Origin of the sequence: Pseudomonas corrugata (assembly GCF_050920615.1) — a bacterium.
GTDB lineage: Bacteria > Pseudomonadota > Gammaproteobacteria > Pseudomonadales > Pseudomonadaceae > Aquipseudomonas > Aquipseudomonas corrugata.
Genome location: NZ_CP130434.1, coordinates 5,898,480 through 5,920,111, shown reverse-complemented (window position 1 = coordinate 5,920,111; position 21,632 = coordinate 5,898,480). Strand labels below are relative to the sequence as shown.

The window sequence follows — 21,632 nt, the reverse complement described above, 5'->3', positions numbered from 1 at the left end:
TGCCGCAGCTATGCGCGATAGAACTAGAGAAGCGGTGCGAAACTGCCTGGGCGGTTTCGCATGCGCGAGAAGCTACACGAAGCAGAGCGACAGCGGTTCGGCGATGTAGGCGGGTTTGTCCGAACCTTCGATTTCCAGCGTGGCGGTGGCCTTGAGCAGCCATTGGCCGGGTTTTTTCTCGGTGGCGTCCACCAGGTCGACTTTGAGCCGGACCTTGGAATCGACTTTAACCGGTTGGATGAAGCGCACGCTGTCCAGTCCGTAGTTGACGACCATTTTCACGCCTTCGGGCAGGATCAGGATGTCTTCCATCAGCTTGGGCATCAGCGACAGCGACAGAAAGCCGTGGGCAATGGTGCTGCCGAACGGCGTCTGTGCGGCCTTGACCGGATCGACGTGGATGAACTGAAAGTCGCCTGTGGCTTCGGCGAACAGGTTGATGCGCTCCTGGTCGATGGTCAGCCAGTCGGAACGTCCGAGTTCCTTGCCGACATAATCTTTGAGCGCTGCAACGGGAACATAGGGCATTGAGACTCTCCTTGGTTCAACGGTTCTATCTTTGATATGGGGCCGGTGGCCTGTGTGGCTGATTCGTGTACAGGCCACTAGCGCCCCCGGGGAACCACTGTAGATCAACATGACGCACAGGGCAGGTCACTGACCATGCTTTTTACGAATGCCGGTCCATAGCCTGGGCATGCTTATAATGCGGGCGCTTTCATTGGGTAGAGGTTGCAGGGGAGAGGACGGATGTTGCTACGGGGCCTGACCTGGCTGGTGCTGTTCCAATTGCTGGGCACCGCCATCAATCATTTGTTCTTGCCGGTGCTGCCGGGGCCGATCATCGGCCTGCTGCTGTTGCTCGGCTATTTGATCGTTCGTGGCGAAGTCGCCGAGCCATTGAGCCTGGCCGCCAGCAGCCTGCTGCGTTATCTGCCGCTGCTGCTGGTGCCGCCTGCGGTGGGAGTGATGGTCTACGCCCGGGCCATCGCCGCCGATTTCTGGGCCATCGTCGGCGCGCTGGTGTTGTCGCTGGTCCTGTCCATGGCGTTCACCGGGGTGCTGATGCAGCGCCTGGGTCGGCGTCACGTCGCTGCCGTGGAGGAGGACAACCCATGATCCTCGACTGGCAGGGCGCCTGGGCGTCGGTGATCCATCATCCGCTGTTCGGCATCGGCATTACCCTGGGGGCCTATCAACTGGTACTGGCGGCATTCGAGAAGACCCGCTGGGTATTCCTGCAACCGGTATTGATGTCGATGGTGCTGTTGATCGGTGTGCTGGTCAGTTGCGGCATTACCTACGCCGAATACCGCAAGAGTACTGAAATCCTCAGCATCCTGCTGGGGCCGGCCACGGTCGCGCTGGCGGTGCCGCTGTACCTGAACCTGCGACGGATCCGGCAATTGTTCTGGCCGATCTTTACTACGCTGGTGATAGGCGGGGTGTTCGCCACGGGTTCCGCAGTGTTGCTCGGCTGGGCGTTCGGCGCCGAGCACATGATCCTGATGACCATGGCGCCCAAGTCAGTGACCTCGCCGATCGCCATGTTGGTGGCCGAGCAGATTGGCGGCGTGGCGGCCATGGCGGCGGTGTTCGTCTTGATCACCGGTGTGCTCGGGGCGATCCTGGGCCCGAGCATCCTGAACCGGCTGGGCGTTCACAGCCCTGAAGCCCGGGGCATGGCCCTGGGTCTGACGGCTCATGCGGTGGGGACTTCGGTGGCGTTGCAGGAAAGCGAAGAGTCCGGCGCCTTTGCGGCGCTGGCGATGAGTCTGATGGGTGTGGCCACGGCGGTGCTGCTGCCGCTGGTGGTGTCGATGACGGTCTAGGAAATAGTTATGAATTTGCCGCTTTTTCCGTTGAACACCGTGCTGTTCCCCGGCTGCATCCTCGATCTGCAGATATTCGAGGCACGTTACCTCGACATGATCGGGCGCTGCATGAAAAAGGGCGAAGGGTTCGGAGTGGTGTGCATCCTGGACGGGCAGGAAGTCGGGATTGCGCCGCTAGGTTATGCACGGGTCGGCTGTGAGGCGCTGATCACCGACTTTTCCCAGCAGGACAATGGCCTGCTGGGAATTCGTGTGCAGGGCGGACGCCGTTTTATCGTGCATGACAGCAGTGTCCAGCCCGACCAGCTCACCGTGGCCGACGTCGAGTGGCTGGAGGATGAGCCGGAGCAACCGCTGCAGGACGAGGACGCCGACCTGGTGGCGCTGCTCCAGGCCCTGGCCGAGCATCCGATGGTCGAGGCCCTGAACATGGGCACCGAAGCGACCGGCCAGCAGTCGCTCGCCAATCAACTGGCTTACCTGTTGCCGTTCAATGAACTGGACAAGATCGACTTGCTGCAACTGGATGATCCGCAACAGCGCCTGGATGCGATTCAGGCGCTGCTCGATGAGTTGCAGGGCGAGCTCTTCGCCTGAGGCTGTTCACCGCAAATCATTGTGGGAGTGAGCCTGCTCGCGATGGCGGCGAGTCAGCGAAGCAGGTGCTGGCTGAGGCACCGCCATCGCGAGCAGGCTCGCTCCCACAGGGTTCGTCTGTGCCTACCGGTCCAGTGTTTCAGTAGGCATACCGCAGCATCCCATGGGGCAGGTGCCGCAGCGCGAAGAAGCTGAATGCCGCCACCAGCGCCGGCAGGATCAGCCACCAGATTTTCGGCGGCATGGCGGGCAACGGGGTCTGGCGCTGGCTCAGCCAGAGGACGGCGGCGCAGACGCAGGCGGCGAGCATGGCGCCGGCCAGGATGTCGCTGGGCCAATGGGCGCCCAGATACACCCGTGACAAGGCAATCGCCAGCGCCGGCAGGCAGCCCAGCAGCAGCCAGGTCAGGCGCAGGCGTGGCGGTTGTCCGCGACCGGCCAGGACTGCGAGCGTCAGGAACAGCGCGAACGAACCGGAGGCATGGCCACTGGGCATGCTATAGCTGGTCAGCGGATCGGTCAGGATCTCCGGGCGCACGCGGGCAAAGAAGTGCTTGCTGCCGGTATTGGCCAGGGCGGTGAACAGCATGGTGGCGCCGGCGAAGATTGCTTGTCGCCATTGGCGGGCCAGCAACAGCAATCCGGTCAGCAAGGCGCTGAAGATCAGCATGAAGCGGAATTCGCCGATCAGCGTGAAGGTCACGGCGATTTCGTCCAGCATCGGGCTGCGATGTTCCTGGACCAGGGTCATCAACCCTTGGTCGAAGGCCGTCAGGTAGCGGAAGCCGATGAACAGGCCAAGCAGGATCACCAGGCCCAGGCCGGCAATCAGCGCCGTGGCGTGTCGATGACGCCGTAGGCTGCTGTTGACACTCAACCCGATCATTACCGCAATGCTGCCGATGACGATGCCGGCCTGTGGCCAGAAACCTTCGGGCAGTGGCAGGCGAATCGCCGCTCCGGTGGCCCAGCCGGGCAGCAGATACGCCACGCTCCAGCCCGACGCGGCCAGCAGGCTGACGGCGGCAAAGCGGGGGAAGGGCATGTCGCACATTCCGGCCACCATCGGCAGCATCGGTCGCAGCGGGCCGATAAAACGCCCTACCAGCAGGCTGGCGATGCCGTAGCGTTGGAAATAGCTTTCCGCCGCACTCATCCACTCCGGGTGGTGTCGCAATCCCGGCAGGCGTCGGATGTTCTGGTGGAAGTGCCGGCCGAGAAAATAAGACACCACGTCCCCGAGCAAGCCCCCAAGCAAACCCAGCAACAGCGTCTCGCCCAGGGATAGCGCGCCACTGCCTGCCAGCACCGCCACGGCAAACAGCAGCACGGTGCCCGGGACGATCAACCCGGCAATCGCCAGGCACTCCACGCACGCCACGATGAACACCGCCACCGCCAGCCATTGCGGGTTGGCAGCCAGCCAGCCAGTGATGCTATCGAGCCATGGGCCCATAAATACAACTCCATTGAATGTGCATTGTTTTACTGTGGGAGCGAGCCTGCTCGCGATAGCGGTGTGTCAGTCAACATCAATATTGGATGTACGGACGCCATCGCGAGCAGGCTCGCTCCCACAGGGGATCTGTTGTGAAGCAAAAAAAACTGGTTCGTGCAGGTTCTCTGTGGGAGCCGAGCTTGCTCGCGATAGCGGTGTGTCAGTCAACATCAGCATTGAATGTGCAGACGCCATCGCGAGCAAGCTCGGCTCCCACAGGAAATTGTGTTGCATCGCTCATGGCAGCAAAAAATAATCGCGCCCCTCGACCTGTCCACGCCGCAACGGGTTGCGGGTACACCAGGGCGCGTAGGCGGCGTCGACGAAACGGTAGGGCAGGTGTTCGTCGCGTCCCAATGGGATGCCCAGGCGGGTGGTCTGGATCACATTGACCGTCGGCACCTGAATATCTTCCACCAACAGCCGCTGGGGATCGAAGCGTTTGGCGTCCCATTCCGGCACCTTCAGCCCCAGGGCCTTGCACAGCAAGGTCTGGCCGGCGCAGAGCTTCTGCGGTGTGCGTGGACGGCCCTGGGCGTCGGGGTTGTTCAGTTGCATCCGCGCCAGGCTGTCCGGGCCGGAGATGCCATCGACCCAGGGGTACGCCGATTTGATCAGTACCGCATTGCCCGGCCCCTGGGCGCTGAAGTTCAATGAGTCGCCACCCCGGGCGTAGTACATATAGATGTGGCCGCCGTCGAGAAACAGGGCCTTGCGTTTTTCCGTATAGCCCAGGGAGGCGTGGCTGCCCTTTTCGGCGAAATAGTAGGCTTCGGTCTCGATGATTCGGGCGCTGAGCCACAGGTCACCGACCTTGTGGCGAATGACCTTGCCCAGCAGGTCCCTGGCGAGCACTTGGGCGTCGCGGTCGAAGAAGGCGTGGGGCAGGGCGTTTGGCGTATGAGGCGAATCGGTCATGGCGGTAGACGAACTGAGGCCAAAGGAAGGGCGATCATAGCAATGGAAATCTTAATCACCGCTGAACAGGTGAAATTCCTGACAGTTTTGCGCCTCCGCCGGTCACCACTGTGAGTCCATGCTGTTAGTCGAGGGTTACGACAGCTATAATCTGCCGCTTTCCTCTTCGCCAAGACCACACAGACCATGACTGAGTCCGTTCTTGACTACATGACCCGCCTGGGTCGCGCCGCTCGCGAAGCGTCGCGCATCATCGGCCGTGCCAGCACCGCGCAGAAAAACCGCGCCCTGCAAGCCGCCGCCAATGCGCTGGACGCCGCTCGCGCCGAGTTGTCCGCCGCCAACGAGCTGGACCTGGCCGCCGGCCGGGCCAATGGCCTCGAGCCGGCCATGCTCGAGCGCCTGGCCCTGACCCCGGCGCGCATCGACGGCATGATCGTCGGTCTGCGCCAGGTGGCGGCGCTGCCGGACCCGGTCGGGGCGATCCGCGACATGAGCTACCGGCCATCGGGTATTCAGGTCGGCAAGATGCGCGTGCCCCTGGGCGTGGTCGGGATCATCTACGAGTCGCGGCCGAACGTGACCATCGACGCCGCGAGCCTGTGCCTGAAGTCCGGTAACGCGACCATCCTGCGCGGCGGTTCCGAGGCGATTCATTCCAACCGTGCCATTGCCGCCTGCATCCAGCGCGGCCTGGCCGAAGCCGGTCTGCCGGCCGCTGTGGTGCAAGTGGTGGAAACCACCGACCGCGCCGCTGTCGGCGCATTGATCACCATGCCCGAATTCGTCGATGTCATCGTGCCGCGTGGCGGCAAGGGGCTGATCGAGCGGGTCAGCCGCGATGCCCGCGTACCGGTGATCAAGCACCTGGACGGGATCTGCCACGTCTACGTCAGTGCTCACGCCGACCTGCCAAAGGCCCAGCGCATCGCCTTCAACGCCAAGACCTATCGTTACGGCATCTGCGGCGCGATGGAAACCCTGCTGGTGGACCAGGCCGTTGCCCAGGACTTCCTGCCGGCGATGGCCGCCCAGTTCCGCGAAAAAGGCGTCGAACTGCGGGGTTGCGAGCGCACCCGGGCGATCATCGAGGCGGCGCAAGCCACCGAAGAGGACTGGAACACCGAATACCTGGCGCCGATCCTGTCGATCCGCGTGGTCGACGGGCTGGACCAGGCCATCGAGCACATCAATCGTCATGGCTCCCATCACACCGACGCCATCGTCAGCGAGCATCTGGGCGAAACCCGGCGCTTCGTGGCTGAAGTGGATTCGGCGTCGGTAATGATCAACACCCCGACCTGCTTCGCCGACGGCTTTGAATACGGATTGGGCGCCGAAATCGGCATTTCTACTGATAAGCTGCACGCCCGCGGCCCAGTGGGCCTCGAAGGCCTGACCTGCGAGAAGTACGTCGTGGTCGGTGATGGCCAGTTGCGCGGACAGGAGCCGGTCTGACTTGGGCGACCTCGACCCGTCAGCCGCTGTGACGACGACAGTCCCGCCCCGGCGTATAGGTATCCTGGGCGGCACGTTCGACCCGGTGCACATCGGCCATCTGCGCGGTGCGCTGGAAGTCGCCGACGCCCTGGGCCTCGATGAGCTACGCCTGACGCCAAACGCCAGGCCACCTCACCGGGATACGCCGCAGGTGTCGGCGCAGGACCGTCTGGCGATGGTCGAGTGCGCGGTGGCCGGAGTGTCGCCGCTGGTGGTGGACGCCCGCGAATTGCAGCGGGACAAACCGTCCTACTCCATTGACACCCTGGAGCTGATGCGCGCTGAAATGCCCGCCGATGCCCAGGTTTTTCTGCTTCTGGGCTGGGACGCATTTTGCGGCCTGCCCACTTGGCACCGCTGGGAAGAGTTGCTCCAGCATTGCCACATCCTGGTGCTGCAACGCCCGGATGCCGACAGCGAGCCGCCGGATGCCCTGCGCAACCTGTTGGCGGCACGCTCGGTGAGCGACCCGCTGGCCCTCAAGGGGCCGAGCGGACAGATTGCATTCGTCTGGCAGACACCGCTCGCGGTATCCGCCACCCAGATCCGTCAACTGCTGGCCAGCGGTAAGTCGGTACGTTTCCTGGTGCCCGACGCGGTCCTGGCCTACATCGATGCGCACGGGCTGTACCGTGCGTCGAACTGAACGAGGCCGCTTCAAGGCACGTGAATGCGTGTAGCGAAGCGCCCGAATATACGAGCAAAACGAGTTTTATATGACTGACAAAGACGTAAGCAAAGTAAAGCGCAAGGGCACCTTCAAGAGCGCCCCGCTGCCCGTGGAGGCTCACACTGGTGCCGTACTGGCCGGCGAAGAACTGGTCAAGGTGGCCGTTGCAGCCCTGGAAGACGTCAAGGCCCAGGACATCCAGGTGATCGACGTTCGTGAAAAACAGAGCATCACGGACTTCATGATCATCGCCACCGGTACCTCCAACCGCCAGATCGGCGCGATGCTGGACAAAGTCCGCGAAGCGGTCAAAGCCCAGGGTATCAAGCCCCTGGGTGAAGAAGGCAAGGGCGACAGCGACTGGGTGCTACTGGATATGGATGATGTCATCGTGCACATGATGACCGCCTCGGCACGCCAGTTCTATGACCTGGAGCGCCTGTGGGCCGGTGCCGAACAGAGCCGTGCGGCGGATGCCCGTCACCACAGCCCTGAAAACACCCATGAGCACTTCACCAAGCTCAACAAAGACCAGCAGTAAGGGATCGCTGTGCGACTGCGCCTGATCGCCGTCGGTTCCCGCATGCCCAAGTGGGTGGAAGAAGGCTGGCATGAGTATGCCAAGCGTCTTCCTTCCGAGCTGGCCCTGGAACTGGTGGAAATTCCGCTCAACACCCGTGGGAAGAACGCCGACGTGGCGCGCTTCATTCGCCAGGAAGGCGAAGCCATGCTGGCCAAGGTCGGGCCGAACGAGCGCATCGTTACCCTCGAGGTCCACGGCAAGCCCTGGAGCACCGAGCAACTGGCGGTCGAGCTCGATCGCTGGCGGCTGGACTCGCGCACGGTGAATTTCATGGTCGGCGGCCCGGAAGGGCTGGCGCCGGAAGTCTGTGCCCGGGCTGACCAGCGCTGGTCGTTGTCGCCCTTGACGTTGCCGCACCCGTTGGTGCGGATTCTGATCGGTGAACAGTTGTATCGTGCCTGGACAGTCCTGTCCGGGCACCCTTACCACAAGTAATCCTGCCCTCATGCCTCAGCCGATCCGCATCAAGGACCACGAAAAAGACGCCCGCCTGGTGCGAAGTCGCGTCGTGTTCGGTGCTATCACGGTGATAACGCTGATTGGCGTGCTGATTGCGCGGCTCTATTTCCTCCAGGTGATCCAGTACGAGTACCACTCGACCCTGTCGGAAAACAACCGTGTGCATGTGCAGCCGATCCCGCCGACCCGTGGCTTGATCTTCGACCGCAATGGCGTGGTGGTGGCCGACAACCGGCCCAGCTTCAGCCTGAGCATGACCCGCGAGCGCTCCGGCGATTGGCAGCATGTGCTGGATGTCATCGTCGAAGTGCTGCAACTGACGCCCGAGGACCGGGCCATCTTCGAAAAACGCATGCGCCAGGGGCGTCGACCGTTCGAGCCGGTGCCGATCCTGTTCGAATTGACCGAAGAGCAGATAGCGCTGATTGCGGTGAACCAGTTCCGCCTGCCGGGCGTCGAGGTGGTGGCGCAGTTGGTGCGTCATTATCCCCAGGGGGCGCATTTCGCCCACTCGGTCGGCTACATGGGGCGGATCAACGAAAAAGAGCTCAAGAGCCTCGATCCGGTCAACTACAGCGGTACCCACCACATTGGCAAGACCGGCATCGAGCGCTTCTACGAGCCCGAGCTGCACGGCCAGGTAGGTTACGAAGAAGTCGAGACCAACGCCCGCGGTCGCGTATTGCGGGTTCTCAAGCGCACCGACCCGATCCCCGGGAAGGACATTGTCCTGAGCCTGGACATCAAGTTGCAGGAAGCCGCCGAAGCGGCCCTGGGCGGACGACGCGGCGCCGTGGTGGCGTTGGACCCGGCCACCGGCGAGGTCCTGGCGATGGTCAGCCAGCCGAGTTTCGACCCGAATCTGTTCGTTACCGGCATCAGCTTCAAGGCCTATGCCGAGTTGCGCGATTCCATCGACCGGCCCCTGTTCAACCGTGTATTGCGCGGCCTCTATCCGCCGGGCTCGACCATCAAGCCGGCCGTGGCGATTGCCGGGCTGGACTCTGGCGTGGTGACCGCTTCGAGCCGGGTCTTCGACCCCGGCTACTACATGCTGCCCAATTACGACCACAAGTATCGCAACTGGAACCGTACCGGCGACGGCTATGTGGACCTGGAAACGGCGATCATGCGTTCCAACGATACCTACTTCTATGACCTGGCACACAAGCTGGGGATCGATCGGCTGGCGTCCTACCTGGGCAAGTTCGGCATCGGCAAGAAAGTCTCTCTGGACATGTTCGAGGAGTCGCCCGGCCTGATGCCGTCCCGGGAATGGAAGCGGGCGACCCGACGCCAGGCGTGGTTCCCGGGTGAAACCCTGATCCTGGGGATCGGCCAGGGCTACATGCAGGCAACGCCTTTGCAACTGGCCCAGGCCACGGCGCTGGTGGCGAGCAAGGGTAAGTGGCATCGCCCGCACCTGGCCAAGACCATCGAAGGCCAGGCGCCCGTGGACCCGGACCCGATGCCGGACATCATCCTGCACAATCCGTCGGACTGGCAGAAGGTCAACAACGGCATGCAGCAAGTGATGCACGGTGCCCGGGGTACGGCGCGCAAGGCGGCAATCGGATCGCCTTACCGCATCGCCGGCAAGAGCGGTACGGCCCAGGTGGTCGCGATCAAGCAGGGCGAGAAGTACGATCGCTCCAAGGTCCAGGAACGCCACCGTGACCACGCCCTGTTCGTCGGTTTTGCCCCGGCCGACAATCCGAAGATCGTCGTGGCGGTCATGGTCGAGAACGGTGAGTCGGGCTCCGGCGTCGCCGCGCCAGTGGTGCGCCAGGTCATGGATGCCTGGCTGCTGGATGAACACGGTCAGCTCAAGCCAGAGTACGCAAGTCCCACCACCGCGGAGGCTCCGGCCCGTGAAGAATAATTTCGACCGGATCCTCTCCAGCGAAGATGTGATGCGCCGTCGCGCCACACTGTTGCAGCGCATACACATCGACGGTCCGCTGCTGGTCCTGCTGCTGATCCTGGCTGCGGGCAGCCTGTTCGTGTTGTATTCGGCCAGTGGCAAGAGCTGGGACCTGCTGGCCAAGCAGGCCACTTCGTTCGGCATCGGGCTGGTGTCGATGGTCGTCATTGCCCAGCTCGAACCACGGTTCATGGCGCGCTGGGTGCCGCTGGCCTATGTGGTGGGCGTGAGCCTGTTGGTGGTGGTGGACGTGATGGGCCATAACGCCATGGGGGCCACGCGCTGGATCAACATCCCCGGGGTGATCCGCTTCCAGCCTTCGGAATTCATGAAGATCATCATGCCGGCGACCATCGCCTGGTACTTGTCCAAGCGCACCTTGCCGCCGCAGCTCAAGCACGTGTGCATCAGCCTGTTGCTGATCGGCATCCCGTTCATCCTGATCGTGCGCCAGCCGGACCTCGGCACTTCACTGCTGATCCTGGCCGGTGGCGCCTTCGTGTTGTTCATGGGCGGGTTGCGCTGGCGCTGGATCCTGAGCGTGATTGCCATTGCGATACCGGTGTCGATCGCCATGTGGTACTTCGTGATGCACGACTATCAGAAGCAGCGCATCCTGACGTTCCTCGACCCGGAAAGCGATCCGTTGGGCACCGGCTGGAACATCATTCAGTCCAAGGCCGCTATCGGCTCCGGCGGGGTATTCGGCAAGGGGTGGCTGATGGGCACCCAGTCGCACCTGGACTTCCTGCCGGAAAGCCACACCGACTTCATCATCGCCGTGATGGGCGAGGAGTTCGGCCTGGTGGGTATCTGCCTGCTGCTACTGATCTACCTGTTGCTGATCGGCCGGGGGCTGGTCATCACCGCTCAGGCGCAAACCCTGTTCGGCAAGTTGCTGGCGGGCAGCCTGACCATGACGTTTTTTGTTTACGTTTTCGTCAACATCGGTATGGTCAGTGGTTTGTTGCCGGTTGTGGGAGTGCCGTTGCCCTTCATCAGCTACGGAGGAACTTCGCTGGTGACGCTACTGTCAGCGTTTGGGGTCTTGATGTCGATCCATACCCACCGCAAGTGGATCGCACAGGTTTGAATAAGGTGAAGAGTTCAATGCAAGCAATGCGTGGCTGGTCGACGCGACATGCGTGGGTCGGCCTGATCAGCCTCCTGGGCGGTGCGTCGCACGCCTTGGCCGGTGAATACGAGGGCTCGCCGCAGGTGGCCGAATTCGTCGGTGAAATGACCCGCGACTATGGCTTTGCCGGTGAACAACTGATGGGGGTGTTCCGCGAGGCTGAACGCAAGCAGTCGATCCTCGACGCGATCTCCCGGCCCGCGGAGCGGGTCAAGCAGTGGAGCGAGTACCGGCCGATGTTCATCACCGAGGCGCGCATCGCCCGGGGCGTGGACTTCTGGCGCCAGCACGAGGCCGCCCTGGCCCGCGCCGAGCAGGAGTACGGCGTGCCGGCCCAGGTCATCGTGTCTATCATCGGCGTCGAGACCTTCTTTGGCCGCAATACCGGGAATTTCCGGGTGATCGATGCTCTGTCGACCCTGGGCTTCGATTACCCGCCGCGCGCCGAGTTCTTCCGCAAGGAATTGCGTGAATTCCTGTTGCTGGCCCGGGAGGAGCAGGTCGATCCGCTGACCCTCAAGGGGTCCTATGCCGGGGCCATGGGCCTGCCACAATTCATGCCCAGCAGTTTCCGCGCCTATGCGGTGGATTTCGACGGCGATGGCCATATCAATATCTGGACCAACCCCACCGATGCCATCGGCAGTGTTGCCAGCTATTTCAAGCGCCACGGCTGGGAAGCCGGCCAACCGGTGGTCAGTCGTGCCGACGTGCGTGGCGAGCAGGTGGACGAGGGCCTGAGCGAGGGCATCGAACCGACGAAAACCGTCGGGGAGTTGCGGGCGCTGGGCTGGTCGAGTCATGATGCGCTGCGTGACGACATGCCCGTCACCGCCATTCGCCTGGAAGGCGAACAGGGCCCTGAGTACTGGATGGGCCTGAAGAATTTCTACGCGATTACGCGTTATAACCGCAGTGTGATGTACGCCATGGCTGTGCATCAACTGTCTGAAGAGCTGGTCAAAGCACGGGGCGTCAAATAATGCAGGCATTGCCTACCTATCAACCCCTGAAAGCCAGGCCCCTGAAGTTCGTGGCACTGGCTGCGCTGTCGCTGTTGGTCGTCAGTTGTTCGACCGGTCGCGCGCCAACCCAGAAAAGCTCCACCGCCGTGCGCGCCATGCCGGGCCTGGACATCAACCGTGCCCACAAGGATGGTGCGCCGTGGTGGGACGTGGATGTCTCGCGCATTCCCGACGCCACCCCAACCCTGCACACCGGCCCCTACAAGGCCAACCCGTATACGGTGCTGGGCAAGACCTATTTCCCGATGGCCGACTCCAAGAGCTACGTCGCGTCGGGCACCGCGTCCTGGTATGGCACCAAGTTTCATGGCCAGAACACCGCCAATGGCGAGGTGTATGACCTGTACGGCATGAGCGCGGCCCACAAGACCTTGCCGCTGCCCAGTTACGTGCGGGTGACCAACCTGGACAACAACAAGAGCGTGATCCTGCGGGTCAATGACCGTGGGCCGTTCTATTCCGACCGGATCATCGACCTGTCGTATGCCGCGGCGAAAAAACTCGGTTACGCTGAAATCGGCACCGCGCGGGTCAAGGTCGAGGGTATTGATCCGCAGGAGTGGTGGGCCCAGCGTGGCCGTCCGGCGCCTTTGATGCTCAACGAGCCAAAAGTGGCGCAAAATGCCGCGCCGACCGTGACGGCGTCCACCGGCACGGTCGAACAATGGACGCCACCGCCGCAGCAACACGCCGCGACCGTAGTGCCTGTGCAGGCGGATGCAAAAAAAAACGCTTCTGCAACAGCGTCTGGCCAGTATCTGCAGGTGGGCGCGTTCGCCAACCCGGACGCTGCCGAACTGCTCCGCTCGAAGCTCAGCTCGATGGTGAGCGCCCCGGTGTTCATCAGTTCGATCGTGCGCAACCAGCAGACACTGCATCGGGTGCGCCTGGGGCCGATCGGTTCTCCGGGTGAAGTCCAGCAGGTACAGAACAGCGTGCGCCTGGCCAATCTCGGTTCGCCGAGCCTGGTCACCGCCGAATGATTGATTGAAGGCCCGCTTGCGGTTCGAGCGGGTCAGGTTGTTGGCTCCATGAATAACAAAAGCCCGGCAAGGGATGTGAGTGAGCAACTTAATACGCGGCAGTCCATCAAGAAGACTGCCTGTTCAGTATTGCCTCCGGGCAGTCCATTAGCGATTTCGAGAGACGGATGAACATTACCACCTTTGCCAAACGCCTTTGCCTGTTAGTCCCGCTGCTTCTTTCACCTGCCGCGTTCGCGGTCGAGATGATGCCGTCGCCCCCGCAACTGGCGGCTAAATCCTATGTACTCATGGATGCCAGCAGCGGCAACGTGCTGGTGGAAAACAATGGTGACCAGCGCCTGCCACCGGCCAGCCTGACCAAGCTGATGACCGCCTACATTGCGACCCTGGAAATCCGTCGCGGCCAGATTGGTGAAAACGATCTGGTGACCGTCAGTGAAAATGCCTGGCGCACCGGTGGTTCGCGGATGTTCATCAAGGTCGGCTCGCAAGTGACCGTCAGCGACCTGCTGCACGGCATCATCATCCAGTCCGGCAATGACGCCAGCGTTGCCCTGGCCGAACACATCGCCGGCAGCGAAGACGCATTCGCCGACATGATGAACAAAACGGTCACCGACCTGGGCATGACCAACAGTCACTTCATGAACCCGACCGGCCTGCCGAATCCCGAGCACTACTCGTCGGCTCACGACATGGCGATCCTGGCGCGGGCGATCATCCACGAAGATCCGGCGCACTACGCCATCTATTCCCAGAAGGAATTCTTCTGGAACGGCATCAAGCAGCCCAACCGCAACCTGCTGCTGTGGCGCGACAAGACTGTCGACGGCCTGAAGACCGGCCATACCGAAGAGGCCGGCTATTGCATGGTGTCTTCGGCGGTGCGTGACGGCATGCGCCTGATCGCCGTGGTGTTCGGCACCAACAGTGAAGTGGCCCGTGCCGCTGAAACCCAGAAGCTGCTGACCTACGGTTTCCGCTTCTTCGAAACCCAGACGTTCTACCAGAAAGGCACCGAACTGGCCCAGGCCCAGGTCTGGAAAGGCGCCAGCAGCCAGGTTAAAGCCGGTCTGGCCGAAGACCTGACCATGACCCTGCCAAAAGGCCAGCTCAAGAAGCTCGCTGCAAGCATGACCATGAACCCGCAACTGACCGCCCCTATCGCCAAGGGCGACGTGATCGGTAAGGTTGAAGTCAAACTGGAAGACAAAGTGGTGCACAGCGCCGACTTGATCGCGCTGGACGCGGTCGAAGAAGGTGGTATCTTCCGCCGCATGTGGGATAGCATCCGGCTATTCTTCTACGGCTTGTTCAACTGAATCGAATGTTGACTGCATGGCCCCGTTCCTGTCCGGTGCGGGGCCTTGTTCGTTATCACGTCTACGAGGCCGTTACGCCATGACAGACTCAGAAGTAAAGGCGCCAAAGATCGAATTCCCCTGCAATGACTATCCGATCAAAGTGATTGGCGACACCGGAGTGGGCTTCAAGGACAAGGTCGTTGCCATCCTGGAAAAACATGCCACCGTTGATCTCCTGACCCTGGCCGAGCGCCAGAGCAGCAACGGCAAGTACACGACGATCCAGTTGCACATCGTTGCTACTGGCCAGGAGCAGTTGTACGACATCAATAGTGAGCTGCGGGCGACCGGCGTCGTGCACATGGTGTTGTGATGCCGGGCACGCTAGGCTTTCGCGAGCTGGGGCAGATGGCTTACGAGCCGGTCTGGCATGCCATGCAGCGCTTCACCAACGAACGTGGCAACACCGCCGAAGACGAAGTCTGGCTGGTGGAACACCCGCCGGTATTCACCCAGGGCCAGGCCGGCAAGGCCGAGCACCTGCTGCTGCCCGGGGACATTCCGGTGGTGAAGGTCGACCGGGGCGGGCAGGTGACTTACCATGGCCCCGGCCAGTTGGTTGCCTACCTGTTGCTGGACGTGCGCAAGCTGGGGTTTGGCGTGCGTGAGCTGGTGACGCGCATGGAGACCTGCCTGATCGAGCTGCTGGCCAGCTACGGTGTCTCGGCGCAGGCCAAGCCGGATGCGCCGGGTGTCTACGTCGACGGGGCGAAAATCGCCTCCCTGGGCCTGCGGATCCGCCACGGCTGCTCGTTTCACGGCCTGGCGTTGAACGTGGACATGGACCTTTCGCCGTTTCGACGGATTAATCCCTGTGGCTATGCGGGGCTGGCGATGACCCAGCTGCGCGATCACACAGGATCGATTGAATTTGCCGAGGTAAGTGCCCGGCTGCGCGCGCAGCTCGTCAAACACCTCGACTATGCTGAGCAGACGACCCTCACGGGCGGAATCGACTGATATGACTACTGATGCAGTGCAAACCATGATCCCGACGCAGGACGTTACCGAGCGTCCGGCCCCACGTGCCAAGGTCGAAGCCGGCGTCAAGCTGCGCGGCGCCGAGAAGGTTGCACGCATCCCGGTCAAGATCATCCCGACCACCGAGTTGCCGAAGAAACCGGACTGGATCCGCGTGCGCATTCCGGTGTCCCCGGAAGTCGACCGTATCAAGGCCCTGCTGCGCAAGCACAAGCTGCACAGCGTCTGCGAAGAAGCCTCCTGCCCGAACCTGGGCGAGTGCTTCTCTGGCGGCACCGCGACCTTCATGATCATGGGTGACATCTGCACCCGTCGCTGCCCGTTCTGCGACGTCGGCCACGGCCGTCCGAAACCACTGGACGTCAATGAGCCGGAAAGCCTGGCCATCGCCATTGCCGACCTGAAGCTCAAGTATGTGGTCATCACCTCGGTGGACCGCGACGACCTGCGTGACGGCGGTGCCCAGCACTTTGCCGACTGCATCCGTGAAATCCGCAAGCTGTCGCCGAACGTGCAGCTCGAAACGCTGGTGCCGGACTATCGCGGTCGCATGGACATCGCCTTGGAAATCACCGCCGCCGAGCCGCCGGATGTGTTCAACCATAACCTGGAAACCGTGCCGCGCCTGTACAAGGCTGCGCGTCCGGGTTCGGACTACCAATGGTCGTTGACCTTGCTGCAGCGCTTCAAGCAGATGATGCCGCACATTCCGACCAAGTCTGGCTTGATGCTGGGCCTGGGCGAGACCGACGAGGAGGTCATCGAGGTCATGAAGCGCATGCGCGAGCATGACATCGATATGCTGACCCTGGGGCAGTATCTGCAACCTTCGCGTAGCCACTTGCCGGTGCAGCGGTTCGTGCATCCGGATACCTTTGCCTGGTTTGCCGAGGAAGGGTACAAGATGGGCTTCAAGAACGTGGCTTCGGGGCCGTTGGTACGGTCTTCGTACCATGCTGATGAGCAGGCCAAGTTGGTCAAGGCGGAGTTGTTGGGTTCCTGATTGGGGTCGGGCCGTATGGGGGTATATCCGTTGCTGCGGTAATGGCGGCTGACGGTTCCGCCCTTGCGGCGGGTTACTTTTGGCAAACGCCCCAAAAGTAACCAAAAGGTCTTGGCCCCACCACTCGGTGCCTCGCCTAGGCTCGGCATGCCCTCACTCCGGCATTGCTCCGTGGGCCCGCCGCGAAGGGCCATCCATGGCCCAGCGCGGCTAACCCGGCATCCATGCCGGGTTGCCCACTGCGCAATACCTGCGTTCGGCCAGCGTGGTTAACGGGGCCCGAAGGTCAAAAGCAAAAGCAAAAGCAAAAGCAAAAGCAAAAGCAAAAGCAAAAGCAAAAGCAAAAGCAAAAGCAAAAGCAAAAGCAAAAGCAAAAGCAAAAGCAAAAGCAAAAGCAAAGCGGTTCAGATGATCTGTCTTTGAAGCGTACATGCTTCCCTTGTGGGAGCGAGCCTGCTCGCGATAGCGGTGGCTCAGTTTGCATGAAGCAACGGATCTGCAAACCAATCTGACCCCCACAGGGAACCCCACGAATGCCCCTTCACTCCACCCAAACCCTGTGCCCCCACCAACCTGTCCCGGCCCTGCCATCTGGAGGGCTGATCGGCGTGATCGCGCCCGCCGGCCCGGCGCCGTTGGACACGGATAAGGCGGTGCAATGGATGCGCGCCCGTGGTCATGAGCTGCGGATATTCCCGGGTGTCTATGAGAAGGATGGTTACCTGGCCGGCAGCGACGATACGCGACTCAACGACCTGCACGGGGCCTTCGCTGACCCGGAGGTCAACGCCATCATTTGCTTGCGCGGCGGCTATGGCACGCCACGTCTGCTGGATCGCGTCGACTTCGAACTCTTGCGGCGCAACGCCAAGCCTTTCGTCGGCTACAGCGATATCACCGCGCTGCACCTGGCTATCAGCCGTTACGCGGGGTTCGTCACCTTCCACGGGCCGCTGCTCAATGCCGATCTCCTGGGGGACAAGGAACCGCCTACGGTTACCTCGTTTTTCAGTCTGCTGCGTGGGCAATTGAAGGCCGGCAGTGTGCTGAGCCATCCCGAGGCTTATCCACTGACCGCGGTTGAGCCTGGCGTCGCCCAGGGGCGCTTGCTGGGGGGCAATCTGTCGATCATTGCGGCGACCATGGGCACGCCTTATCAGATCGACGCCGAAGGGGTGATCCTGTTCATCGAGGACGTCAACGAGCCGCTGTATCGGATCGACCGATTGCTGACCCAGCTACGGTTGGCCGGCACATTGCAGAAGCTGCGCGGAGTGCTGGTGGGCGACGTGGCCGGGGTGGATGGCGAGGCGTTGAACCAGTTGCTCAAGCAGACCTTCGGGCCGTTGCGGATACCGGTGCTGTCCGGCTGGCGCAGTGGCCACTGCGATCCGAACCTGACCTTGCCCCTGGGGGCATTGGTGAGGCTGGATGCGGGGGAGAAGAGGTTGGTGTTGCAGCAGGATGTGGTGGTGGGTCGGTAGTTCGGCGTTGATTGGAAGGCAGTCTTCGCGAGCAGGCTCGCTCCCACATTGAAATGCAATTCCCTGTGGGAGCGAGCCTGCTCGCGAAACGGTAGCGGCCAAACGACGACTCAACGCTGGCGCAGGTTCTCCAGCAACTGGTGCGTCGGATACCCGTCCGCCGGCCAGCCGAGCGACTGCTGGGCGCTACGGATCGCTTTACGGGTATTGGCACCGATGATGCCGTCGGGGTTGCCGGCATCATATTGATGCTGTCCCAGCAGCGTCTGCAGTTCGATTCGTTCGCTGCGGCTCAAGGGCAGGTCGTCTTTTGGCCATTGGCCGTTGATCAATCCCGCACCAACGAAGCGCTCCGAGAGCAGGCTCACTGCCAGCGCGTAGGACGAAGAGTTGTTGTACTTGAGAATCGCGCGGAAGTTGTCGAATACCAGGAACGCCGGTCCACGATAACCGGCCGGTAGCAGCAAGGCGGCCGACAGGTGTTCGGTGTCGGCCGGAATCCGGCCGCCATTGGGCAGGCTGACGCCCAACTGCAGCCATTCGGACACGGGTTTGCGAATCGAACCGTCGGCCAAGGGGTAGTTGAATCCTTCCTTCAGCCGGACCTCGAATCCCCACGGCTGCCCGCGTTGCCAGCCGGAGCTTTGCAGGTAATGCGCGGTCGAGGCCAGGGCGTCGGTGGCGCTGCCCCAGATGTCGCGGCGGCCGTCACCGTCGAAATCCACCGCGTGGGTGTTGTATGTGGTGGGGATGAACTGGGTCTGGCCCATGGCACCAGCCCAGGAGCCGAGCATTTTTTCCGGGGCGATATCACCTTGTTGCAGGATCTGCAGGGCGGCGATCAGTTGCGCATGGGCAAAGCCCGGACGTCGTCCTTCATAGGCCAGGGTCGCCAGGGAATTGATCACTGACTTCGTGCCCTGGAACTGGCCGAAATTGCTCTCCATGCCCCATACCGCCACCAGTGCCTGGCGGTCGACGCCGTAGCGCTGTTCGATGCTTTGCAGAATCTCGGCATGTTCCTGGATCAGGCTCTGGCCTTTGCGCACCCGCAGGGGTGACAGCGCGCCGTCCAGGTATTCCCATACGGGCCGGGCGAATTCCGGCTGGCTGCGATCGGCCTTGATCACACTCATGTCGGGGCTCACGCCGATAAAGGCGCGATCGAACAGGTCGGCGCGGATCCCGGCAGCCAGTGCTTCCTTGCGAAACCCTGCCTGCCATTCAGCGAAGGTCTGGGTCGGGACGATATCCAGGTTTTCGCCGGTCGGCACCACAGGCGGAACCATGGCCGGGGCGGTCACGGCAGGAACGGTCTGGAGCGGTTGGGCATCGGCGGCGGTGGGTTTTTCTGCGCAGGCGACAAGCAGCGCGAAGCTTGTGGCGGCCATCAATTGGCGCACTGGCCAGCGGCGGGTAAGACAAAAGGGCATGCAGGGGTCCAGAAATGCAAATCAGGTGCTGACCTTAACATGGGCAGGGTGCAAAGGGCTTGTCCGGATGTTTCAAGCCGCCATAAAGCAAGAAGCCTCCCAGTTGTCAGACTGGAAGGCTTCGCGGCGGTAGCTGCCTTTGCCCTTGGCGGGCCGTTCCTGACGGCTGCGGAACAGGGGCTGGGCGATGATGGATTTGGCCTTGTTGGGGCCATGCTTGGATGGCTTTTTGCTCATGCTCGGATCTCTCGTGGGGGTGGGTTTTGCGGGGCAAATCATGGGGCAGGGCTGGGGTGTTGTCCAGTCCTTGCAGGCTGGAGGAAATGTGTGCGGAAGTTGCGACCAGCGAGCTTTGTGGCGAGGGAGTTGTGGGAGCAAGGCTTGCCCGCGACGAAGCTGACGCGGTTTGTCCTTAAACCGAGGCGCCTGTGTCGCGAGCAAGCTTTGCTCCCACAGCAAGCTCCCTCGCCACAAAGGCGTCTGGCAGAGCGATAGGTTATTCGGCAGGCAGCGCCAGTCGCTGGCCGGCCATCAGCAGGGACAGGCGACTGAGGCTCATCCATGGCGATCCGGCAGCCTGCCCCTTGATCTGTGCGTCGATGCGCTGGGCCTCCAGCAGCAATTGTGCCCAGCGCGGTGCCGAGTAGCGTTGCAGCGCCTTGCTCATCAGCGGTTTGCGCTTGTCCCACACTGGCGGGCGGGCCTGACTGAACGCTTTGTCCAGCGGCACGCCCTGCCTGTATTGCAATGACAGGTTGGCCAGCAGCCGTAGCTCCCGGGCCAGGGCCCAGAGGATCACCGGCGGCTCGACACCTTCTCCGCGCAGGCCTTCAAGCATGCGCAGGGCATGGGCAGCCTCGCCGTTGAGGATCGCATCGGTCAACCCGAAGACGTCGAAACGCGCGCTGTCGGCCACGGCGGCCTGTACCGTTTCCACGGTGATCTGACCACCCTCGGCCATCAGCTTGAGCTTCTCGATCTCCTGGGCGGCAGCCAGCAGGTTGCCTTCGACCCGGGCGGCGATCAGTTCCACCGCATCCTGACTGGCCGACAGGCCGGCCTGGGACAGGCGTTGGCGGATCCAGCTCGGCAGTTGGCTGACGTCCACCGGCCAGATCTGCACGAACTGGGTCTGTGGGCCTTCGACCAGGGCCTTGCCCCATTTGGTCTTTTGCGCGCTGCCGTCGAGTTTTGGCAGGCTGATGAGCAACACCGTGTCCTCGGCCGGCCTTGAGCAGTACTCGATGAGCGCGGCAGCGCCCTTGTCACCGGGTTTGCCCGAGGGCAGGCGCAGTTCCAGCAGACGCTTTTCGGCAAACAGAGACATGCTCGCCCCGGCCTGCAGCAACGTACCCCAGTCGAAACTGGCGTCGGCGGCGAACACCTGGCGTTCGTCAAAGCCTTGCTGGCGGGCGGCAGAGCGAATGGCGTCGGCGGCTTCCTGACACAACAGCGGGTCATCGCCGCTGATGACATAGACCGGCGCGAGTGCACCTTGCAGGTGTTTGCCGAGTTGGGCGGGGGCGAGTTTCATAGGAGAGAGCATGCGGGGCGCCGGAGCGCCCCACGAAGCTTATTCAGCCGGGATTTGCATAGGCGACTGCTGCGGAGTTTCCGCTTCAGCCTTGCGTGCCGCTTCCAGTGCCTCGGCCTCAGCCTTGGCCTTGGCGTCGGCGGTCTGTTGCAACTGTTCCAGCTGGGCCGGGCTCAGCTGTTGCAGGCGCAGCATCATGCGCTGGACCAGGTCGCGACGCATTTCTTCGCGTACTTCGGTCGACTCCTGGTCGGAACCGGTGATGTTATTGCCGTCGTGCAGGTAGACCTTCTGCACCTGGAGCTTGTCGTCCAGCAGCACCAGGTCGTTCCGGCCGCGGATCTCATAGCTCAGCACGTTGTTCAGCTCGTACTCGGCCGAACGACCGGCACCGGCGTAGCTCAGGCTGCGCTGGGTTTGTTGTTCACGGGTCAACACCAGCTTGTACGGCGCTCCGCTATAGACTTTCACCCCGCTGTTTTCCAGCATCTCGCGCAGCATCTTCACGGTGTCGCCGTAGGCGTCACGTGCGCTGAGGTCCAGCTCATTGATGGCCAGTTCGGTGGTGCCGGTGCCGCGCAGCTGGAAGCCGCAAGCGCTCAGCAGGACCGTCAGGCACATGACCAGCAGATTACGTTTCATCATCTTGTTGCTCCCCTTGAAACCTATGGGCCGGCAGTGCGGCCCCGGCAGGTCATATTCG

The 21,632-nt window shown here is 62.3% G+C and carries 24 protein-coding genes; 16 read left to right on the top strand and 8 right to left on the bottom strand.

The annotated features are described in order from the left end of the window. Positions 1-72: 72 nt before the first annotated feature. Positions 73-528 carry a MaoC family dehydratase gene (locus tag QZH45_RS26500; RefSeq protein ID WP_024780106.1) on the bottom strand — a complete coding sequence of 152 codons (456 nt, stop codon included), beginning with the start codon at positions 526-528 and terminating at the stop codon, positions 73-75. Positions 529-750: 222 nt separating this feature from the next. On the opposite strand from QZH45_RS26500, the gene QZH45_RS26495 reads away from it, so the two are divergent. Genes QZH45_RS26495 through QZH45_RS26485 form a run of 3 tightly spaced genes read left to right on the top strand, consistent with a single transcriptional unit; the run spans position 751 to position 2,432 of the window. Beyond that, entirely contained in the window at positions 751-1,119 is a 369-nt protein-coding gene (locus tag QZH45_RS26495) for a CidA/LrgA family protein (RefSeq protein WP_024780107.1), read from the top strand. After that, a complete protein-coding gene (locus QZH45_RS26490) occupies positions 1,116-1,832 on the top strand; it encodes an LrgB family protein (RefSeq protein ID WP_024780108.1) in 717 nt (238 codons plus the stop codon). Before QZH45_RS26495 ends, QZH45_RS26490 begins: the two co-directional genes overlap by 4 nt. A gap of 9 nt (positions 1,833-1,841) precedes the next feature. Next, on the top strand, positions 1,842-2,432 hold the full coding sequence (locus tag QZH45_RS26485; RefSeq protein ID WP_024780109.1) for an LON peptidase substrate-binding domain-containing protein: 591 nt from the start codon (positions 1,842-1,844) through the stop codon (positions 2,430-2,432). Between the two features lie 139 nt (positions 2,433-2,571). Here QZH45_RS26485 and QZH45_RS26480 read toward each other — a convergent pair whose 3' ends face one another. Continuing rightward, a complete protein-coding gene (locus tag QZH45_RS26480; protein ID WP_024780110.1) occupies positions 2,572-3,888 on the bottom strand; it encodes a bifunctional DedA family/phosphatase PAP2 family protein in 1,317 nt (438 codons plus the stop codon). A 279-nt stretch (positions 3,889-4,167) separates the two neighbouring features. Continuing rightward, positions 4,168-4,848 carry a DNA-3-methyladenine glycosylase gene (locus QZH45_RS26475; RefSeq protein ID WP_024776637.1) on the bottom strand — a complete coding sequence of 227 codons (681 nt, stop codon included), beginning with the start codon at positions 4,846-4,848 and terminating at the stop codon, positions 4,168-4,170. Positions 4,849-5,034: 186 nt separating this feature from the next. Here QZH45_RS26475 and QZH45_RS26470 point away from each other — a divergent pair, with 186 nt between their 5' ends. The 12 genes from QZH45_RS26470 (at position 5,035) to lipA (ending at position 16,478) form a co-directional block, all read left to right on the top strand. Then, positions 5,035-6,306, top strand: coding sequence for a glutamate-5-semialdehyde dehydrogenase (locus tag QZH45_RS26470; protein ID WP_024776638.1), 1,272 nt, complete (start codon positions 5,035-5,037; stop codon positions 6,304-6,306). Beyond that, the gene (gene nadD / locus QZH45_RS26465; protein ID WP_033034070.1) at positions 6,275-6,994 is read left to right on the top strand and encodes a nicotinate-nucleotide adenylyltransferase; all 720 of its coding nucleotides are present in this window, start codon (positions 6,275-6,277) and stop codon (positions 6,992-6,994) included. Before QZH45_RS26470 ends, nadD begins: the two co-directional genes overlap by 32 nt. A gap of 70 nt (positions 6,995-7,064) precedes the next feature. Further along, positions 7,065-7,559 (top strand): ribosome silencing factor, encoded by a 495-nt coding sequence (rsfS, locus tag QZH45_RS26460; protein ID WP_024776640.1) that lies wholly within the window; start codon positions 7,065-7,067, stop codon positions 7,557-7,559. Positions 7,560-7,568: 9 nt separating this feature from the next. Next, positions 7,569-8,036, top strand: coding sequence for a 23S rRNA (pseudouridine(1915)-N(3))-methyltransferase RlmH (gene rlmH / locus QZH45_RS26455; RefSeq protein WP_003185785.1), 468 nt, complete (start codon positions 7,569-7,571; stop codon positions 8,034-8,036). Between the two features lie 10 nt (positions 8,037-8,046). After that, a complete protein-coding gene (mrdA, locus tag QZH45_RS26450) occupies positions 8,047-9,942 on the top strand; it encodes a penicillin-binding protein 2 (RefSeq protein ID WP_024776641.1) in 1,896 nt (631 codons plus the stop codon). A 31-nt stretch (positions 9,943-9,973) separates the two neighbouring features. Then, the gene (rodA, locus tag QZH45_RS26445; RefSeq protein WP_050593776.1) at positions 9,974-11,077 is read left to right on the top strand and encodes a rod shape-determining protein RodA; all 1,104 of its coding nucleotides are present in this window, start codon (positions 9,974-9,976) and stop codon (positions 11,075-11,077) included. A gap of 17 nt (positions 11,078-11,094) precedes the next feature. After that, the gene (gene mltB / locus QZH45_RS26440) at positions 11,095-12,102 is read left to right on the top strand and encodes a lytic murein transglycosylase B (RefSeq protein ID WP_024776643.1); all 1,008 of its coding nucleotides are present in this window, start codon (positions 11,095-11,097) and stop codon (positions 12,100-12,102) included. After that, positions 12,102-13,127 (top strand): septal ring lytic transglycosylase RlpA family protein, encoded by a 1,026-nt coding sequence (locus QZH45_RS26435; RefSeq protein ID WP_024776644.1) that lies wholly within the window; start codon positions 12,102-12,104, stop codon positions 13,125-13,127. The genes mltB and QZH45_RS26435 overlap by 1 nt, the downstream gene beginning before the upstream one ends. A gap of 167 nt (positions 13,128-13,294) precedes the next feature. Next, positions 13,295-14,452, top strand: coding sequence for a D-alanyl-D-alanine carboxypeptidase family protein (locus QZH45_RS26430; RefSeq protein WP_024776645.1), 1,158 nt, complete (start codon positions 13,295-13,297; stop codon positions 14,450-14,452). A gap of 79 nt (positions 14,453-14,531) precedes the next feature. After that, positions 14,532-14,807, top strand: a complete 276-nt coding sequence (locus tag QZH45_RS26425; protein WP_024776646.1) for a DUF493 domain-containing protein — start codon at positions 14,532-14,534, stop codon at positions 14,805-14,807. Further along, positions 14,807-15,454, top strand: a complete 648-nt coding sequence (lipB, locus tag QZH45_RS26420; RefSeq protein WP_024776647.1) for a lipoyl(octanoyl) transferase LipB — start codon at positions 14,807-14,809, stop codon at positions 15,452-15,454. The genes QZH45_RS26425 and lipB overlap by 1 nt, the downstream gene beginning before the upstream one ends. 1 nt (position 15,455) lies before the next feature. Next, positions 15,456-16,478, top strand: coding sequence for a lipoyl synthase (gene lipA / locus QZH45_RS26415; RefSeq protein ID WP_024776648.1), 1,023 nt, complete (start codon positions 15,456-15,458; stop codon positions 16,476-16,478). Positions 16,479-16,688: 210 nt separating this feature from the next. Here the strand turns inward: lipA and QZH45_RS26410 are convergent, their stop codons facing one another. Then, complete coding sequence (locus tag QZH45_RS26410) at positions 16,689-16,910, bottom strand: hypothetical protein (RefSeq protein ID WP_432783591.1); 222 nt, start codon at positions 16,908-16,910, stop codon at positions 16,689-16,691. Positions 16,911-17,011: 101 nt separating this feature from the next. Here QZH45_RS26410 and QZH45_RS26405 point away from each other — a divergent pair, with 101 nt between their 5' ends. Beyond that, the gene (locus tag QZH45_RS26405; RefSeq protein ID WP_053191359.1) at positions 17,012-17,962 is read left to right on the top strand and encodes a S66 peptidase family protein; all 951 of its coding nucleotides are present in this window, start codon (positions 17,012-17,014) and stop codon (positions 17,960-17,962) included. A 110-nt stretch (positions 17,963-18,072) separates the two neighbouring features. Here the strand turns inward: QZH45_RS26405 and QZH45_RS26400 are convergent, their stop codons facing one another. The 4 genes from QZH45_RS26400 to lptE all read right to left on the bottom strand — a co-directional run bounded on the left by QZH45_RS26400 (position 18,073) and on the right by lptE (position 21,574). After that, a complete protein-coding gene (locus QZH45_RS26400) occupies positions 18,073-19,395 on the bottom strand; it encodes a lytic murein transglycosylase (RefSeq protein ID WP_024780837.1) in 1,323 nt (440 codons plus the stop codon). A gap of 72 nt (positions 19,396-19,467) precedes the next feature. Next, positions 19,468-19,632 carry an alternative ribosome rescue factor ArfA gene (gene arfA, locus QZH45_RS26395; RefSeq protein ID WP_041022108.1) on the bottom strand — a complete coding sequence of 55 codons (165 nt, stop codon included), beginning with the start codon at positions 19,630-19,632 and terminating at the stop codon, positions 19,468-19,470. A gap of 259 nt (positions 19,633-19,891) precedes the next feature. Then, the gene (gene holA / locus QZH45_RS26390; protein ID WP_055135880.1) at positions 19,892-20,929 is read right to left on the bottom strand and encodes a DNA polymerase III subunit delta; all 1,038 of its coding nucleotides are present in this window, start codon (positions 20,927-20,929) and stop codon (positions 19,892-19,894) included. A gap of 39 nt (positions 20,930-20,968) precedes the next feature. Further along, a complete protein-coding gene (gene lptE / locus QZH45_RS26385; RefSeq protein WP_055135879.1) occupies positions 20,969-21,574 on the bottom strand; it encodes an LPS assembly lipoprotein LptE in 606 nt (201 codons plus the stop codon). Between the last annotated feature and the right edge of the window lie 58 nt (positions 21,575-21,632).

What these genes read in the sequence shown, in the direction of transcription:
- holA (WP_055135880.1), bottom strand. Translation starts at nt 20,929, where the DNA reads ATGAAACTCGCCCCCGCCCAACTCGGCAAACACCTGCAAGGTGCACTC.
- rsfS (WP_024776640.1), top strand. Translation starts at nt 7,065, where the DNA reads ATGACTGACAAAGACGTAAGCAAAGTAAAGCGCAAGGGCACCTTCAAG.
- QZH45_RS26485 (WP_024780109.1), top strand. Translation starts at nt 1,842, where the DNA reads ATGAATTTGCCGCTTTTTCCGTTGAACACCGTGCTGTTCCCCGGCTGC.
- QZH45_RS26405 (WP_053191359.1), top strand. Translation starts at nt 17,012, where the DNA reads ATGCCCCTTCACTCCACCCAAACCCTGTGCCCCCACCAACCTGTCCCG.
- lipB (WP_024776647.1), top strand. Translation starts at nt 14,807, where the DNA reads ATGCCGGGCACGCTAGGCTTTCGCGAGCTGGGGCAGATGGCTTACGAG.
- lptE (WP_055135879.1), bottom strand. Translation starts at nt 21,574, where the DNA reads ATGATGAAACGTAATCTGCTGGTCATGTGCCTGACGGTCCTGCTGAGC.
- QZH45_RS26495 (WP_024780107.1), top strand. Translation starts at nt 751, where the DNA reads ATGTTGCTACGGGGCCTGACCTGGCTGGTGCTGTTCCAATTGCTGGGC.
- mrdA (WP_024776641.1), top strand. Translation starts at nt 8,047, where the DNA reads ATGCCTCAGCCGATCCGCATCAAGGACCACGAAAAAGACGCCCGCCTG.
- QZH45_RS26490 (WP_024780108.1), top strand. Translation starts at nt 1,116, where the DNA reads ATGATCCTCGACTGGCAGGGCGCCTGGGCGTCGGTGATCCATCATCCG.
- mltB (WP_024776643.1), top strand. Translation starts at nt 11,095, where the DNA reads ATGCAAGCAATGCGTGGCTGGTCGACGCGACATGCGTGGGTCGGCCTG.
- QZH45_RS26400 (WP_024780837.1), bottom strand. Translation starts at nt 19,395, where the DNA reads ATGCCCTTTTGTCTTACCCGCCGCTGGCCAGTGCGCCAATTGATGGCC.
- arfA (WP_041022108.1), bottom strand. Translation starts at nt 19,632, where the DNA reads ATGAGCAAAAAGCCATCCAAGCATGGCCCCAACAAGGCCAAATCCATC.
- QZH45_RS26475 (WP_024776637.1), bottom strand. Translation starts at nt 4,848, where the DNA reads ATGACCGATTCGCCTCATACGCCAAACGCCCTGCCCCACGCCTTCTTC.
- nadD (WP_033034070.1), top strand. Translation starts at nt 6,275, where the DNA reads ATGGCCAGTTGCGCGGACAGGAGCCGGTCTGACTTGGGCGACCTCGAC.
- QZH45_RS26410 (WP_432783591.1), bottom strand. Translation starts at nt 16,910, where the DNA reads ATGTACGCTTCAAAGACAGATCATCTGAACCGCTTTGCTTTTGCTTTT.
- QZH45_RS26430 (WP_024776645.1), top strand. Translation starts at nt 13,295, where the DNA reads ATGAACATTACCACCTTTGCCAAACGCCTTTGCCTGTTAGTCCCGCTG.
- lipA (WP_024776648.1), top strand. Translation starts at nt 15,456, where the DNA reads ATGACTACTGATGCAGTGCAAACCATGATCCCGACGCAGGACGTTACC.
- rodA (WP_050593776.1), top strand. Translation starts at nt 9,974, where the DNA reads ATGCGCCGTCGCGCCACACTGTTGCAGCGCATACACATCGACGGTCCG.
- QZH45_RS26425 (WP_024776646.1), top strand. Translation starts at nt 14,532, where the DNA reads ATGACAGACTCAGAAGTAAAGGCGCCAAAGATCGAATTCCCCTGCAAT.
- QZH45_RS26500 (WP_024780106.1), bottom strand. Translation starts at nt 528, where the DNA reads ATGCCCTATGTTCCCGTTGCAGCGCTCAAAGATTATGTCGGCAAGGAA.
- QZH45_RS26480 (WP_024780110.1), bottom strand. Translation starts at nt 3,888, where the DNA reads ATGGGCCCATGGCTCGATAGCATCACTGGCTGGCTGGCTGCCAACCCG.
- QZH45_RS26470 (WP_024776638.1), top strand. Translation starts at nt 5,035, where the DNA reads ATGACTGAGTCCGTTCTTGACTACATGACCCGCCTGGGTCGCGCCGCT.
- QZH45_RS26435 (WP_024776644.1), top strand. Translation starts at nt 12,102, where the DNA reads ATGCAGGCATTGCCTACCTATCAACCCCTGAAAGCCAGGCCCCTGAAG.